We start from the raw sequence: 14,637 nt of genomic DNA on the forward strand, positions 1-14,637 counted from the left end.
ATACCTGCCGGAGTCATGCTCAAGGACCTAGGATTACTCCTATGACCTCAGCCTCGACGGGCCAGCTCACAAGGCGGCCTTCGCCGGATGCGCACCCTCCAGATCGCGTGCGACGCTGCTCTCGACCTGCTCCAGAAAGGCGCGGAACTCGACGCTGCGATGACGCGGCTTGCAGTTCCCGATCACCGTTCCGGCTTTCACGTAGTGGGCGGCATACAGGTCGAGCGTGCCATGCCGGCGATAGTGGTGCGTTACACGCTCGGCGCGGCTCGGCCGGAGGGGAAAGGCTGCAGCATTGACTTTGCATGTAATCCGCGTCTGTTACTTCGCAAACAATAAACATGGCGGACGGGAACATAATTATTACTGAACTATGCACAAACCCTTAGCGTTTTCCTAATGTATCAACAGCGGCATCGCGATAAGCACTCGGCGTAAGACCGTAGTGATCACGAAATCTTTTTGAAAAATGGGCTTGGTCAGCGAAGCCGCACTGGCGAGCAATTTCTCCCAAGGGGAGGCGAAGAAGAGCAGGATTAGTCAGCCATTGAGCGGTTCTCTCTATTCGCTGCTGCCAAATCCAAGCAGCGACGCTCTGTCCGTGCTCCCGAAACAGCGATTGCAGCTGCCGCAGCGAGATGCCAACGGCAGCAGCCACACGACTCGGCTCTAGATCAGGATCCGCCAAATTTGTCATGGCGTACGTCTTAGCGCGATGAACCAGGACTGTACTATGAAGTGTCTTAGGTGTATCCAAAGCCATACGCTCTGCAAGGCTCGCAGCTATAAGATCAATCGCGATGGATGACATTTTGTCCGCCGCCGCGTGACTCAATTGACTATTTTCGCTCAAAAGGCCGCGCAAAAACGACGTGGCAAGCCTCGTAGTCGGCAAGTTTCCTTTCGCGGTCAAGCCCGTAAATCTGCGAGAAGAACCTAATATTCCTTCCAGTTTTGTGCGCGGAATTGCGACGGCGAGAACTTCGCTGTTGCCCCTATGTTCGATGGTCCAAGGACTGCTTGTATCTCTTATACAAATATCCCCAGAAACGTCCCTGTTCGAATGGCCATTTTGCTCTGAACACACAACTCCGGAAAGAACAAGACTGAAGAAAAGCTGATCAGTTTTATTATTTTCGTGTCGAATTGTCTGCGGTGTCGTGGCCGCTTTTACATTTCCCAATGTAAACTTCGTGAACGCAAGCGATCCTACAATCCCCCCTTCGATATGAGCATGGAATGGATCACTACCTAACTGTTGCTGCGCCATAGGCACCAAGCGATCTTCACAAACTTCACGCCACCTACGGAAGCGAGCACTCGCCTGAAATTCATCCGTGGAAAAAATAGTCTCCATATTCAGATTTTTCTCATGCCTGCCAGAAATCAGAAGGAGACGATCCGGTAGTTATCGCTTGGAAAACACAAGGTTGTGCTACAGAGCATGCCGCATCCTTAGGTAGCGTTCGCGCAATCAAATATCGTTCACCCGGGTGCACAATAATGATAGCCGGAAGATCTTAGACTCAGTGCAGATGGTCACTCGCTTCGTGGCAGAAGAGCATGTCGTCAATAGGGTTAGGCCAAACTCGCGTTATCGTGATCGCCTAGCCAGCATCTGACGTTCCTGAATTTTGCATCCATCACGTCGCCTATGAGGCCATCGTTTTGCGGCGATCATGCTTCTGCGGCCGCGCTCTCAGCCAAATTTCATTTCGCTAGAATCGCAAACCAATTAACCATTTTTAGAATAAAAAGGCAGTTATAAATTGCCCAAATACTGCTTTTTGGCCCCAGGCTGATGCATTATCCAATAGAGCTAGAAATGGCGAGCAAACCGAGAATAATCGTGTCCGATAACGGGGTTAAACCCGGAGGCTTAGTCCATTCAAACACGCACTGCTTCCGTCGATGAAGCCCGATGTCATCGTCGTCACTGAGCGCAGCAATCGAGGCTTAGATCTCGCGGAAGCGGTACGTATGGTCGCACGGTCTCAGATCGTGACCACCAGTGAGGCCAAATATGATATCGTTGCCGTAAAAGGTCTGATCGTAGATGCATCCATCGATCGAGCGCGAACGCGCGTCTGGCTGCAAGCATTTTCGAAAAGAATAGAGGGGCGATCGATTCCCGTAATCTACCTTCTGAGATCAAAAGCCGTTTCAGAACTAAGCGCAGCGGAACGGCTTGGTGCGACAGCCTGTCTGTCTGCAATGACTGAACCTTCAGTTGTGGTTGCAGCGTTGTTCCGCCAAATTGCACCACAAAAAACTTTTACTGAGATTATAGTCGAACATAGCATCGCGCGAGCAGTCACTATTTTAAATAACATGAATGTTGATGCTACAATCGGGCCCGTTAATTTGAGAGAGGTCGATGAACTAATAGATCCGGTTCTTCAGGCGATGAAAGATGGGGGGGTCTTTCATTGGCTGAAGCTGATTCAGAACCACGACGATATGACGCTTCGACACTCTCTTCTCGTGGCCGGCTTGATCGCGAATCTTGCAGTATTCCTCCATCTTCCACGATCGGACCGCACATCTTTGGTTCGTGCCGCCCTAGTGCACGACGTCGGTAAAGCTCGCATTCCGCTCGGTATATTGAATAAACCGGGACGTCTCGATGACGAAGAAATGCAGATCATGAGGACGCACGCTTCTATAGGTCATGAGATACTACTTGCTTCCGGCATGACTGATAATTTGGGACTATCTGGAACTCGCCACCACCATGAGATGTTGGATGGCTCGGGATATCCAGACGGTCTGAAAGGCGAAGAGATTGGTGACGTCATCAGGTTGCTAACGATTTGCGACATCTACGCCGCACTAACCGAAGACCGACCCTATCGCCCCGCAATGCCGCAGGAAGAAGCCTTCAAAATCTTGAGAAGTATGGTTCCTTCCAAACTTGAGTCTGGACTTGTTGAGGCATTTGCTGCCTCAATCTCAGCTGACGAGACACTTTCTCGCAAGCTGAGATTGACGCTTCCGATTTTAAAAAATTTACATAGCACAAAATCTGCGACGCCCTAGTGTTAAAGATGTCAATGAGTAATTTCTGCTTGAGTTCCGCGTAAGAACTAAGACAGTTTTTGTGCAAAATCGGAAGGGGTAAATGATGTTTCGCCTTAACAATGGCGCCAAGCTGATGGCGCTATCTCGGTCCCAGGCGATCATGGAGTTCGAGCCTGACGGAACGATTATATCAGCCAATCGAAATTTTTTAACATTGTTTGGCTACGGCTTAAACGAATTAAAGAGCCGCAATTATTCAGATCTGATTCATCCAAGCATTCGCGACAGTGCAGCTCACCGCACTTTTTGGTCGACCTTACTCCGCGGTGACATCGAGAGTGGCGAATTCCGGAGGGTGACTAAAGACGGCGGCCACGTTTGGATCCAGGCAAGCTACAATCCCGTTGTTAATAGGACCGGCCAAGTCGTGAGGGTGATCACGTTCGCGACCGATATCACCGCTTCTAAACTGCGCAGCTTGGAAGCGGACGCGCGTCTTTCGGCCTTGGATCGTTCTCAAGCTGTTATCGCATTCACCCCGGAAGGGTTCATTCTGGAAGCAAATAGGAATTTCCTGTCTGTTATGGGCTACAGTCTGGACGAGATTCTTGGAAAGCACCATTCCATTTTTATGCCGCCGGCTGAACGTTCGGAGAGCGGTTATCATCTGTTCTGGGCCAGCCTCGCGCGCGGGCAATTTCAGACGGCTGAGTATCGTCGTATCGCTAAAGACGGGTCTGAGGTTTTCATTCAAGGTACTTACAATCCAATTACTGATTCTGACGGGCAGGTCATTAAAGTGGTCAAATTTGCAGTTGATGTCACCGCACGAGTTCGTCAACGTCAGCAACTCGCAGAAACGCAGCGCGTAATCGGTAACGATCTCGATGCGATTGGGAGGGCCGTGGAAGATGTCATGCGCCAATCAGGCGAGGCTGCCGAAACAGCCGGGCGCGTTTCATCTGAGATCCAGGCTGTTGCCACTGGCACAGAGGAGATGTCTGCATCTGTTGGTGAGATCAGCCAGCAGGTTAGCCACGCCGCACGCATTGCGGGCGATGCCGTCGCACAGGCGCAGCATACAGGCGACATTGTGTCGGGTCTGAGCGTACAAGCAGACCAGATCGGAGCCGTGGTCGGTCTGATCGCCGGGATCGCTGCGCAAACGAATTTGCTGGCACTGAACGCAACTATTGAGGCCGCTAGGGCGGGACAAGCAGGCCGCGGATTCGCGGTCGTTGCGACAGAAGTGAAGGCGCTAGCGGAGCAGACCGCGCAGGCTACTGATCAGATCCGCGGACAGATCGTCTCGGCTCAGGCTGCGACTCGCGAGGCCGTTGAAGCGATCGGAGCCATCCAATCCACCATCCGCAATTTGAACAATGTTTCGTCCGCCATTGCTGTTGCTGTTGAAGAGCAGTCTGCAGTAACCCGCGAGATGTCGGGCAGCATGCAGACCGCCTCATACGGTGTCTCGACGTTCGCGTCGAGCATGGAGACGATCGCAGCAGCTAGCGTGCAAGTGGATCAGGCGACACGTCAGGTTCGAGATGCCGCCCGGGCGATTGGATAGCAAAGCATTCTAGTCCTTCCCGAGTGAACGTCCTCTATGATCATACGATCAGTCGCTGGAACGCACAAACCATTGAAGTTACTTCAGGCAAATTTGGCGGTCTCGGAATTTGCTCTTCAGATGGTTTGGGTTTGTATTTAAACAACTCCCGTCTAACGAAATAATGGAAATAGTCATGAATCTCGTACACTTCGCACCTGTTGGTGGTATTCCGGATATTCAAGCCGCTCGTCTGGAAGCGGAAATAGAACGGGCGATTGCCTCGGGAAAGGAACTCGGCTCGCGGGTTCCTCAGATACGAGCAGTCGGATCCAGTCTACAGAAGGAAATTAAAGATTTGCAGTCTGCGATCATTTTACTAATAGAGTCTTTGAATCGATCCGGCGTCCTCGATATACAGCAACAGTGCTCGCTACTCGTCCAATTCCTGGATTCTGCCTCTAAATTGGCTGATATGGCGGAAAATTATACCGCTTCTTAGGGCGATTGTCGGATCTAAGATTGTTATTCGCCTTTGATGCAGTTTAAGGGCTTCATCATGATTGCTTTGTTCATAGAAAGTTCCCGCCTTTGTGCGAATGGCGAAATTTATTAGTAGATCGCATTTGCTTTGTGTGAGCTTCGGCTTGGCATTCGCTTGCCTTTATTTTGGACCAAGCGGCGTGAGACGACCCTACATGGCGGCTGCCATCGCTAGACACCTCCAAGAACCTCGCGGTGTAAGGGGTTTCGTGGTGTGATGGCGTCGACGGTGGGTGAGGTGCTTCGATGCGCGGTCAGCCCGGTTTTTTCGACGTCGATGAGCGTCTGAAGGATCTCTCGGTCGAGGGCGACGCGCTGGAGCGGTTGAGCCGCATCGTCGATTTCGAGCTGTTCCGGGATGACCTCGCCCGGGCCGTGCCTCGCTCAGACGGGTCAAAGGGGGACGGCCGCCGTTCGACCTCGTGTTCATGTTCAAGGTGCTGATCCTTCAGGCCAGCAACTCGCTGTCGGACGAGCCCACGGAGTTCCTGATCAAGAACCGGCTGTCGGGCAGAGCGCTTCCTCGGGCTGGGGCTGTCCGACCCGGTGCCCGACGCCAGCACGATCTGGACGTTCCGCGAGGCGCTCGCCTGAGCCGAGATCGCGGGCAAGCCTGCGATCGAGGTTCTGTTCTCGGCCTACGACACGGCCCTGCGCCAAGTCGGTTTTCTGGCGATGGGCGGGCAGATCGTCGACGCGACCGTGGTGGCCGCACCCAAGGAACGCAACACTGAAGCCGAGAAAGCGGAGCTGAAGGCCGGCCGTGTGCCTGTCGTCTGGAGGGCTCAGCCCGCCAAGCTCGCCCAGAAGGATCGGGATGCGCGCTGGACGATCAAGTGGTCGAAGGCCAAGCCGGCTTGACATGGGTCAAAGCGGATCGACCTCGCGGTGCCGGCCTTCGGCTACAAGAACCACGTCGGCATCGGCCGCCGTCATGGCCTGATCCGGACCTGGACCGCCACCGACGCGGCCCGCCACGACGGGGCGCAACTGCCCGGTCTCCTCTCGAAGGCCAACACCTCCGGCGATGTCTGGGCCGACACGGCCTACCGCTCGAAGGCCACCGAGGCACACTTGGCGGGCAACGGCTTCCGCTCCCGCATCCATCGCAAGATGCCGCCGGGCAAGCCGATGGCCAGGAACGTCGCACGGGCCAACGGCGGGAGGTCCAAGATCCGCGCGGCCGTCGAGCACGTCATCGCCCGGCAGAAGGGGCCGATTGGGCTCGTGGTGCGCACGATCGGCTTGGCGAGAGCCCGGATGAAGATCGGCCTGGCCAACTTCGCGTGCAACATGAACCGAGCGGTCTGGCTCACCGGCTCCCGCGCGAGGACTGCCTGAGGGTCGGGACAAAGGGCTCTTCGCCCCGCTCGCGACCCGCGCGAGGACAGCTTCAAATCCCCAAAGCGCCCAGCATTCCGCGGAACTCTCCCAGAGAACGCCCTCGTCACGGTAATTGGAGGTGCCCCGCTTGCTGGACGGCTGGATCCAGTGGCTCACGAGTGCGTTCGGAATTTCGTCTAGGTATAGATGTGGCCGGCGACGGCTGTGTGGGTTCTGACGTAGACCGTCCATGACCTCTTATATTTTCGGTGAATGGAGAATATCGTAGTTCGAATATTGCTGACGCATCATGAAATATAAGATCTCAAGCTATTCGTTCTGTTTCACCGATAACAATTCCCTCGCTTATCGCCGAATACTGTTACTGATCGGTTCTTTGCTTGCCGTGTATGTCGACATTTGCGCACGCGAGAACAAACGACGTGTCGCACGTTACACACCACCGCCGCTGCCGGGGTCTGATATCAACGTTCCGCGCGAAAGATATCGCTCCGCCCGGTAGCACGATGGTCATGTATGGTCCTCCGCTACAACGCAATCCGGCTGGGGCGCCGGCTATTGGATGCCCAGCGACGCAACTCGTTCCCACTCAATGCCGGAAGCGGTTCGGCTTCTGGTCGGCGTATCATGGTAAACGGTGCTTTCGATGAAGCGCGTCGCACCGATCTGCGCCGGAACGAGCGGACGGTGGCGAACGCTCGCCGCGCTGGGATCGACGCTTGGCCTCGCCCTCTTCTTGTCCGGTTGCGGGGGGGTGCTCGATCCGCAGGGGCCGATCGGACTCCAGCAGCGCACCATCCTACTGAACGCCACCGCGGTGATGCTGGCGATTGTCGCGCCGGTCATCCTGGCGACGCTTGCTTTCGCATGGTGGTTCCGTAGCGGGAATAGACGCGCTCGGTACAGACCGAACTGGTCCTATTCGGGGCGCATCGAGTTCGTGGTCTGGTCGGTCCCGACGCTCGTCATCCTGTTCCTCGGTGGCATGACATGGGTCGCTACGCACGACCTCGATCCAGCCCGCGCGCTCGCCTCCGAGCGGAAGGCCCTTACAATCGAGGTTGTCTCGCTCGATTGGAAATGGCTGTTCATCTATCCCGATCAGGGCATCGCGACGGTAAACCGTCTGGTGATCCCATCGGAGACGCCTTTGAGGTTCCGATTAACCTCCGCGAGCGTGATGAACTCGTTCTTCGTCCCGCAACTCGGCAGCCAGATCTACACGATGGCAGGCATGGAGACGCGTCTGCACTTGCAGGCGGATCGGCCAGGCACCTATGCGGGCCTCTCCGCACAATTCAGTGGTGGCGGCTTTTCGGACATGCGCTTCGACGTGGTCGCGCAGGAGCCGACCGCATTCGAGGCCTGGGCATCCGAGCTGAGAGCGCGTGGCGGAATGCTCGACCGCGCGGGCTACCGGGTCCTCGCGAAGCCCGGCAAAGCCGCCTCGGCCCAGGAGTTCGGCGGCGTCGTGCCGAACCTCTTCGACGGGATCCAGAATCAGCGGGTGTCGCCGTCCGCAGCCCTGCTCTGCGCTCCGTTTTGCCGGGCCGCCGAACTGCGCGGAGACAAGTGATGCTCGGCAAACTGTCTTGGAGCGCGCTACCGCTCGGCCAACCGATCCCGCTTTTCGCTGGTGGGCTGGTCATGTTCGTCATCCTGGGCGTGCTGGCCCTCGTCACCTTGAAGGGCTGGTGGCCCTACCTGTGGCGCGAGTGGCTGACTAGCGTCGATCACAAGCGGATCGGCGTGATGTACGTGCTTCTCGCCTTGGTAATGCTGCTGCGCGGCTTCACCGACGCACTCATGATGCGCTCGCAGCTCGCCCTCGCGACGGGCGGCTCTACCGGCTATCTGCCGCCCGAGCACTACGACCAGATCTTCTCCGCTCACGGCGTGATCATGATCTTTTTCGTAGCGATGACGTTCACAATCGGGCTGATGAACTTCGTGCTGCCGCTCCAGCTTGGCGTGCGGGACGTCGCCTTCCCGACGCTCAATTCCGTAAGTTTTTGGCTGACAGCATCGGGCATACTCCTCATCAACATGTCGCTCGTGATCGGCGCATTCGCCCGAACTGGCTGGCTCGCTTATCCGCCCCTGTCTGAGATCGCCTACTCGCCGGATGTCGGGGTCGATTACTACCTCGTTGCGCTGCAGATCTCGGGCATCGGCACGCTGCTGTCGGGCATCAACCTCGTCACCACGATCCTGAAGCTGCGGGCGCCGGGCATGGGCTACAGCCGGATGCCGGTCTTTTGTTGGACAGCGCTCGCTTCGAACCTACTCATCGTCGCGGCCTTCCCGATTCTTACCGCCACTCTCGGGATGCTGATGTTGGATCGCTATCTCGGCTTCCATTTCTTCACCAACGACGGTGGCGGCAACCCGATGATGTACATCAACCTCATCTGGGCCTGGGGCCATCCGGAAGTCTACATCCTGATACTGCCGGCGTTCGGCGTATTCTCCGAAATAATCGCCACTTTCTCGGGCAAACCCCTGTTCGGCTACAGGTCAATGATCGTGGCCACCTTGGCGATCTGCATCCTCTCTTTCATGGTCTGGCTGCATCACTTCTTCACCATGGGGGCGGGTGCTGATGTGAACGCCTTCTTTGGGATCACCACGATGATAATTGCGGTGCCGACCGGCGTGAAGGTCTTCAATTGGCTGTTCACGATGTATGGAGGGCGCATCCGTTTTGAGGTGCCGATGCTGTGGGTTCTCGGCTTCATGGTAACTTTCGTCATCGGAGGGATGACAGGCGTCCTACTCGCGGTGCCGCCGATCGACTTCGTGCTTCACAACTCGCTGTTCCTCGTTGCCCATTTTCACAACGTGATTATCGGCGGCGTCTTGTTCGGGGCCTTTGCCGGCTACACCTACTGGTTTCCGAAAGCCTTTGGTTTCCGTCTCCACGACGGCCTCGGCCGTGCGGTATTCTGGTGCTGGCTGATCGGGTTCTACCTCGCCTTCATGCCACTCTACGTGCTCGGCTTGATGGGCATGACCCGGCGGATGCAGCACACCACCGATCCCGCCCTGGTTCCGTGGCTGTACGTAGCGCTGGCCGGCGCCGTCGTCATTCTTGCCGGCATCGTCCTGTTGGTGGTGCAACTCGTCGTCAGTATCCGCCAGCGCGAAGTCTTGCGCGACGCGACCGGCGATCCTTGGAACGGACGAACCCTGGAATGGGCAACCGCCTCGCCCCCGCCGCCCTGGAACTTCTCGCGCCTGCCACAAGTGCACGGCTTGGACGCCTACTGGGACATGAAGGAGGCCGGGAAGGCGCAACGCGCGGCCGCCGAGCCCGACCTGGTAGAGATGCCCCGCAACAGCATGGTGGGCTTCGTGACGGCTTTCTTTGCCGTATTCCTCGGCTTCGCTATGATCTGGCACATCTGGTGGCTCGCGATCGGCGGCCTCGTCGGCGCTGTCGCCGTGATCCTTGCGCACGCTTGGCGCAGCGAGACCGAGCGCCCGGTTCCTGAAGAGGCGATCCAGGCATACGAGGAGGCGCTGGCCTTCGCGCGGAGAGCCTCGTGAGCGTCGCGGCCTCTGTTCGGGATCCGGCCGCGCTTCAGCGCGGACCGAAGGGATCCGTTTCCATTCCGGTGTCCGAGCGCGGTCCGGCCTCGGCTCGGGTCGTTGTGGGGTTCGGCTTCTGGCTGTACCTGCTTAGCGACATGGTGATGTTCGCGGCTGTTTTCGCGACCTACGCAGTTCTGTCGCACGCGACCGACGGTGGTCCCTCAGGGCGCGACCTGTTCGATCAACGAAGCGCCTTCATCGAGACCGCGCTGCTTCTTGGATCGAGCCTGACCGGCGGGCTGATGATGCGCTCGGCCAGGGGCGTGTTGAGGCGTGACTTCTATCTCTGGGCGGGTGCGACACTTCTACTAGGACTCACCTTCCTTGGGCTGGAAGCGCGCGAGTTCGCCGGATTGATCGCGACGGATGCCGGTCCGGCCCGCAGCGCTTTCCTGTCTGCCTTCTTCATGCTGGTCGGAATGCACGGGCTCCACGTCGCGGTCGGCCTGTTCTGGCTTGGCATCATGATGCTGCAGGCGGCAACCCTCGGCTTACTGCCAATGGTCCGGCGGCGGCTGCTCTGCTTCAGCCTGTTTTGGCACGCCATCGACATCGTCTGGATCGGCGTTTTCACCACCGTCTACCTGCTAGGGAGCCGCTGATGAGCCGCCTGTCGTCGCCGTTCGCCCGGCTCGCCGCGCCATGGCTGCTCGGCCTAGCCTTCCTGCTGCGACATGTCCTCCGGCTCCAGGCGGCGCATCTCCGGCGGCCAGACCCAGAGCCCGCTCCCCGGCCCGAGGTCCTGCAACGCCCCCTGACGCAGATTCAACCTGCTGGGAACGGCGATTCAGATAGGACACCGGGGGCGGACGAGACCGACGATCCCCTCTTCAGCTACCTCATCGGCTTCGGCTTGGCCTGCGGACTCACGGTGGCCTCGTTCGGGCTGGCCAATACCGATCTGATCTGGGGACCCGCGATTCCGGTCGTTCTGATGGTGCTGGCGGTCGCGCAGATGGGCGTGCACCTCGTCTTCTTCCTGCATCTCGGCAGCGGGCCCGACCACATGAACAACATCATGGCCCTGGCCTTCGGTTTGCTCATCGTCGTCCTTGTGCTGGTTGGCTCTCTCTGGATCATGAGCCACCTCAACGGGACCATGATGCCGATGAGCCCCCGTCGCGGCAGCTGAGTGTCACGCGCGCAACGTTCGCTGCCCGCTCGGTGCCGGCGCGGGGACCGCCGGTGATCGGACGTTTTTTGAAACACCCTGCGATTGAGAAGGGCAGGGTGTTCATATTCGGGCGCTGAGTCTTGCTGCGGAGGGGTACCCTGTGACCTACACGCTCGACCGCCGGGACGGGTGGGTGGCGGTCCTCGACCGTCTGGTCCCTCCGGCCGGCGCCTGGATCTACGGCCTTCGGATCTGGTGCGCGATGATGCTCGCGCTCTACGCCGCCTTCTTGCTGCAGCTCGAAAGCGCCTCCTCGGCCGCGGTCTGCGTCGCCATCCTGGCACAGCCGCGGCGCGGCCAAGCGCTGTCCAAGGCGTTCTACCGCATTGGGGGCACGCTGCTGGGCTTCGCAGTCTCGGTGGTGCTGACGGCCCTTTTTGGTCAGGACCGCGTTCTGATGCTCGTCGCCTTCACGACGTGGCTAGGGCTGTGCGTTTTCCTCGCGAGCCATCTCGAAGGCCCGCGCGCCTATGGGGCGGTGCTCTCCGGCTACACAGTCGCGATCATCGCCATCGCCCACATCGATCAGCCCTTCGACGTTTTCGAGGCGGGCCTCGCCCGCGTGGCGGCGATCACGCTAGGAATCGTCTCGGTCACCTTCATCAACGACGCACTGGGCGCGCCGCGGGTGTTCACGAGCCTATGGAACGGGCTCGCTCAGGCACGGGCGCAGGCTGGAGCCCTCGTGCGGCACGCCTTGCGGGACGACGCACCCGCACCGGACGCGGTAGCGGCCGTCCTGCGCGCGATCAGCGGAACGCACGCCGACATGATCGGCGTGGCGGGCGAGTTCGACGATGGGCCCGAACGGGCCGCAGGCGCGCGCAGCGCCGCCGCTGCAATAATTACACAGATGGGCGCCGCCCGCGTATTCGCCCGCGCAGCCGCCCGGAACCTGTCTGCCGGGCATGAGCTCGGTCGGCATATTCTCAAGGGCCTCGACGGCGACCCAGGCGCAGCCGCAGCCGTTGAGGGAGATCTCCGGTTGGCGACGGCCGGGAGCGCCTCTCCCGAGACGGTTCTGCTGCTGCGCCGCGCCGCGGACGTGCTGAGGCAGGAGACCTGGATTGCGGACGGGTTCGCCGCTGTCGCGACCGGACGGCGCCCTCAGAGGGCTATCGACCTCCCGGTGCACCGGGACTTTCCGGATGCATTTCGGGAGGCGCTGCGCGCTGTGCTCGCCGTGGCTATCAGTTCGGCGCTGTTCATCCTCAGCGGCTGGCCCGGCACCACGACCGGCCTTCTGCAGATCGCGGCCTTCGCGGGCATCATGGCGATCAACCCGCAGCCGGTTGACTTCGCGCGCGGTGCGCTGATCGGCGTGCCTGCGGCCATCGTGTCGGCCGGAATCGTCAAGTTCGTCGTCCTGAATGGCGGCCAGGGCTTCCCGCTCCTTGCGATCGCGATGGCGCCGGTCGTGTTCGTTGCTTGTTTCTTGAGCCGCGGGAAGCGGACCGGGAGCTTCGGCTTCGTGCTGCTCGTATTCTTCCCACTGTTTCTCGCGCCTGCGAACCCTCAGACCTACGACCTCCAGGCATTCCTGGACCAAGCGGTGCTGTTCGCGGTCTCGAGCCTCGTAAGCCTCCTGAGCACGATGTTCTTGAATGCCAGCGATGCCAAGCGTCGGGCGTGGTCCCTCGAGACCCTGCGCGGAAGCCTCATCGAGTCGCTGGCGGCCGAGCCGGCCCATGCCGCGCAACGCGAGAGCCTGAACGGTGATAGGCTCGCCCGGTTCTCGAAGCTCCGGACGGATTCGGAGATCGGTCATCGCTCCTGGATGCGGCACGCCTTTGCCCTCGCCTCGCTCGACACGTCCGCGGCCGGCGCCCAGACCGGCCTGAACCTCCTCGTCGACGACCCGGCCTTCGACGCGCCGATCGAGGCAGCGCGCGCAGCATTGGAAGCCCTGGACGCCGACGCCCTCAAGAGCGCGGCGGTAAAGCTCTTGGCTGCGGCCCGCGAACCGGCTGCCGACACGGAAACCCTGGACGTCGTCGCCGCGATCGTCGCCGACCTGATGACCGTGGCCCACAGTGCCGAGGACGACGCCCGGATACTGCGGCGTCTGGCCCTGCACCTCTCCCCATGAGCTTCGCTCACGACCGTGCCCGGCTGGGCGGACGCATCCTTCCCGATGTCGTGCACAACGTCACGGAAGGCACGCCCCATGGCACGTAGGCGGACGACGAGGCCGCGGAGGCTCTGGCGGTTGCTGGCCTCCCTCGGAATCCTGGCGGCGAGCACGGCGTCAGCCGCGGTGATCTGGGTGGATCTCGATGCGCGTCCATGGACCCGGGACGGCCGCGTGCGCGCGCAGGTTTCCCGCATGGCGCCGCAGATCAGCGGACAGATTGTGGACTTGCGCGTCACCGATAACCAGTTCGTCCGCAAGGGCGACGTTCTCTACGTGATCGACCCGTTCGACTACCGAGTCGCGGTCGACAAGGCGCGCGCCGAAAACGAGGATCGTGCCGCGGACCTCGAGGTGAAGCGCGTCCAGGCCGAGCGCCGGGCGTCTCTGACCACCGTCTCGACATCGATAGAGGAGAAGCAGCGTTTCGCCGGCGCGGCAAAGCAGGCGGAGGCAGCCTACGATCTCGCTCAGGCGCAACTCGCACAGGCCAAGGTCAACCTCGAACGCACGCAGGTACGCAGCGCCGTCAACGGCTACGTCAACAACCTACTGCTGCGCGTCGGCGACTTCGCCACCAAAGGCATCGCCAACATCTCGGTCCTCGACAGCGACTCCTACTGGATCGACGGCTACTTCGAGGAGACGAAGATGAGCCATGTCCGTGTCGGCGCCGACGCGGACATCCGCCTGATGGGTGACGACCGGCCGCTGCGGGGGCGGGTCGACAGCATCACCCGGGGCATCAGCACGCTTAACGCGACGCCGAGCACCCAAGGACTGCCAAGCGTCAATCCGGTCTACACCTGGGTCCGGTTGGCTCAGCGCGTGCCGGTGCGCATCCGCATCGAGCATATGCCGAAGGGGGCTCCTCTCGTGGCCGGAACGACGGCCACCATCGATATCCGTAGCGACGGTCGGGAGCCCGGCGCGGGGCTGTCTCGCCTAATTGACAGGATCCTCGGCCGCGACAGAGCGGCGCTGGCGCTGGATCCGGAGGCGACCACGCAGGTGCGTGGAACCGCGACGCGGGCGTCGATCCCGGTCCCGACGCCGAGCACCATCCCCATGGAGTACGCGGCACCGGGTGTCGCCCCGGGCATGACGCAGCCTCCCGATGAGCCCCGTCAGGGGCAGCGCCGAAATCCACCATCGAAACCGTCGCCTTAGGCCGATCCGCGCCTCCGCTCGCGAAGACCGAGCCGCGGGACTCATCTCTATCATATCGAAAGACCGACCTTTGCCTATGGCGCGATGATCCACCGGTCACGTTTGATC

General features: G+C 59.9%; 10 protein-coding genes and 2 pseudogenes. 10 read left to right on the plus strand and 2 right to left on the minus strand.

What is annotated here, in order from left to right; translation table 11 throughout:
* Positions 1-96: 96 nt before the first annotated feature.
* Positions 97-294 (minus strand): annotated as a pseudogene (locus ACQKQD_RS31190) (IS630 family transposase); the annotation flags it as partial.
* Between the two features lie 91 nt (positions 295-385).
* Positions 386-1,357: a helix-turn-helix domain-containing protein gene (locus ACQKQD_RS31195; protein WP_427510569.1), complete on the minus strand. Its 972-nt coding sequence runs from the start codon at positions 1,355-1,357 to the stop codon at positions 386-388.
* Between the two features lie 554 nt (positions 1,358-1,911).
* Here ACQKQD_RS31195 and ACQKQD_RS31200 point away from each other — a divergent pair.
* From ACQKQD_RS31200 to ACQKQD_RS31245, 10 genes and pseudogenes are all read left to right on the plus strand, one after another.
* Positions 1,912-3,039 (plus strand): HD-GYP domain-containing protein, encoded by a 1,128-nt coding sequence (locus tag ACQKQD_RS31200; RefSeq protein WP_427510570.1) that lies wholly within the window; start codon positions 1,912-1,914, stop codon positions 3,037-3,039.
* Between the two features lie 82 nt (positions 3,040-3,121).
* Positions 3,122-4,594, plus strand: a complete 1,473-nt coding sequence (locus tag ACQKQD_RS31205; protein WP_427510571.1) for a methyl-accepting chemotaxis protein — start codon at positions 3,122-3,124, stop codon at positions 4,592-4,594.
* Between the two features lie 175 nt (positions 4,595-4,769).
* On the plus strand, positions 4,770-5,075 hold the full coding sequence (locus ACQKQD_RS31210) for a hypothetical protein (RefSeq protein WP_427510572.1): 306 nt from the start codon (positions 4,770-4,772) through the stop codon (positions 5,073-5,075).
* A 287-nt stretch (positions 5,076-5,362) separates the two neighbouring features.
* A pseudogene (locus ACQKQD_RS31215) lies at positions 5,363-6,457 on the plus strand (IS5 family transposase).
* Between the two features lie 649 nt (positions 6,458-7,106).
* Positions 7,107-8,036 carry a ubiquinol oxidase subunit II gene (cyoA, locus tag ACQKQD_RS31220; protein WP_427510573.1) on the plus strand — a complete coding sequence of 310 codons (930 nt, stop codon included), beginning with the start codon at positions 7,107-7,109 and terminating at the stop codon, positions 8,034-8,036.
* Positions 8,036-10,009, plus strand: coding sequence for a cytochrome o ubiquinol oxidase subunit I (gene cyoB / locus ACQKQD_RS31225; RefSeq protein WP_427510574.1), 1,974 nt, complete (start codon positions 8,036-8,038; stop codon positions 10,007-10,009). Before cyoA ends, cyoB begins: the two co-directional genes overlap by 1 nt.
* Positions 10,006-10,656 carry a cytochrome c oxidase subunit 3 gene (locus tag ACQKQD_RS31230; protein ID WP_427510575.1) on the plus strand — a complete coding sequence of 217 codons (651 nt, stop codon included), beginning with the start codon at positions 10,006-10,008 and terminating at the stop codon, positions 10,654-10,656. The genes cyoB and ACQKQD_RS31230 overlap by 4 nt, the downstream gene beginning before the upstream one ends.
* Positions 10,656-11,186 carry a cytochrome o ubiquinol oxidase subunit IV gene (gene cyoD, locus ACQKQD_RS31235; RefSeq protein ID WP_427510576.1) on the plus strand — a complete coding sequence of 177 codons (531 nt, stop codon included), beginning with the start codon at positions 10,656-10,658 and terminating at the stop codon, positions 11,184-11,186. The genes ACQKQD_RS31230 and cyoD overlap by 1 nt, the downstream gene beginning before the upstream one ends.
* 142 nt (positions 11,187-11,328) lie before the next feature.
* Positions 11,329-13,317, plus strand: a complete 1,989-nt coding sequence (locus ACQKQD_RS31240; protein WP_427510577.1) for an FUSC family protein — start codon at positions 11,329-11,331, stop codon at positions 13,315-13,317.
* Between the two features lie 45 nt (positions 13,318-13,362).
* Complete coding sequence (locus ACQKQD_RS31245; RefSeq protein ID WP_427510594.1) at positions 13,363-14,529, plus strand: biotin/lipoyl-binding protein; 1,167 nt, start codon at positions 13,363-13,365, stop codon at positions 14,527-14,529.
* Positions 14,530-14,637 lie beyond the last annotated feature (108 nt).

It is taken from the genome of Methylobacterium sp. NPDC080182, from assembly GCF_050281105.1.
GTDB lineage: Bacteria > Pseudomonadota > Alphaproteobacteria > Rhizobiales > Beijerinckiaceae > Methylobacterium.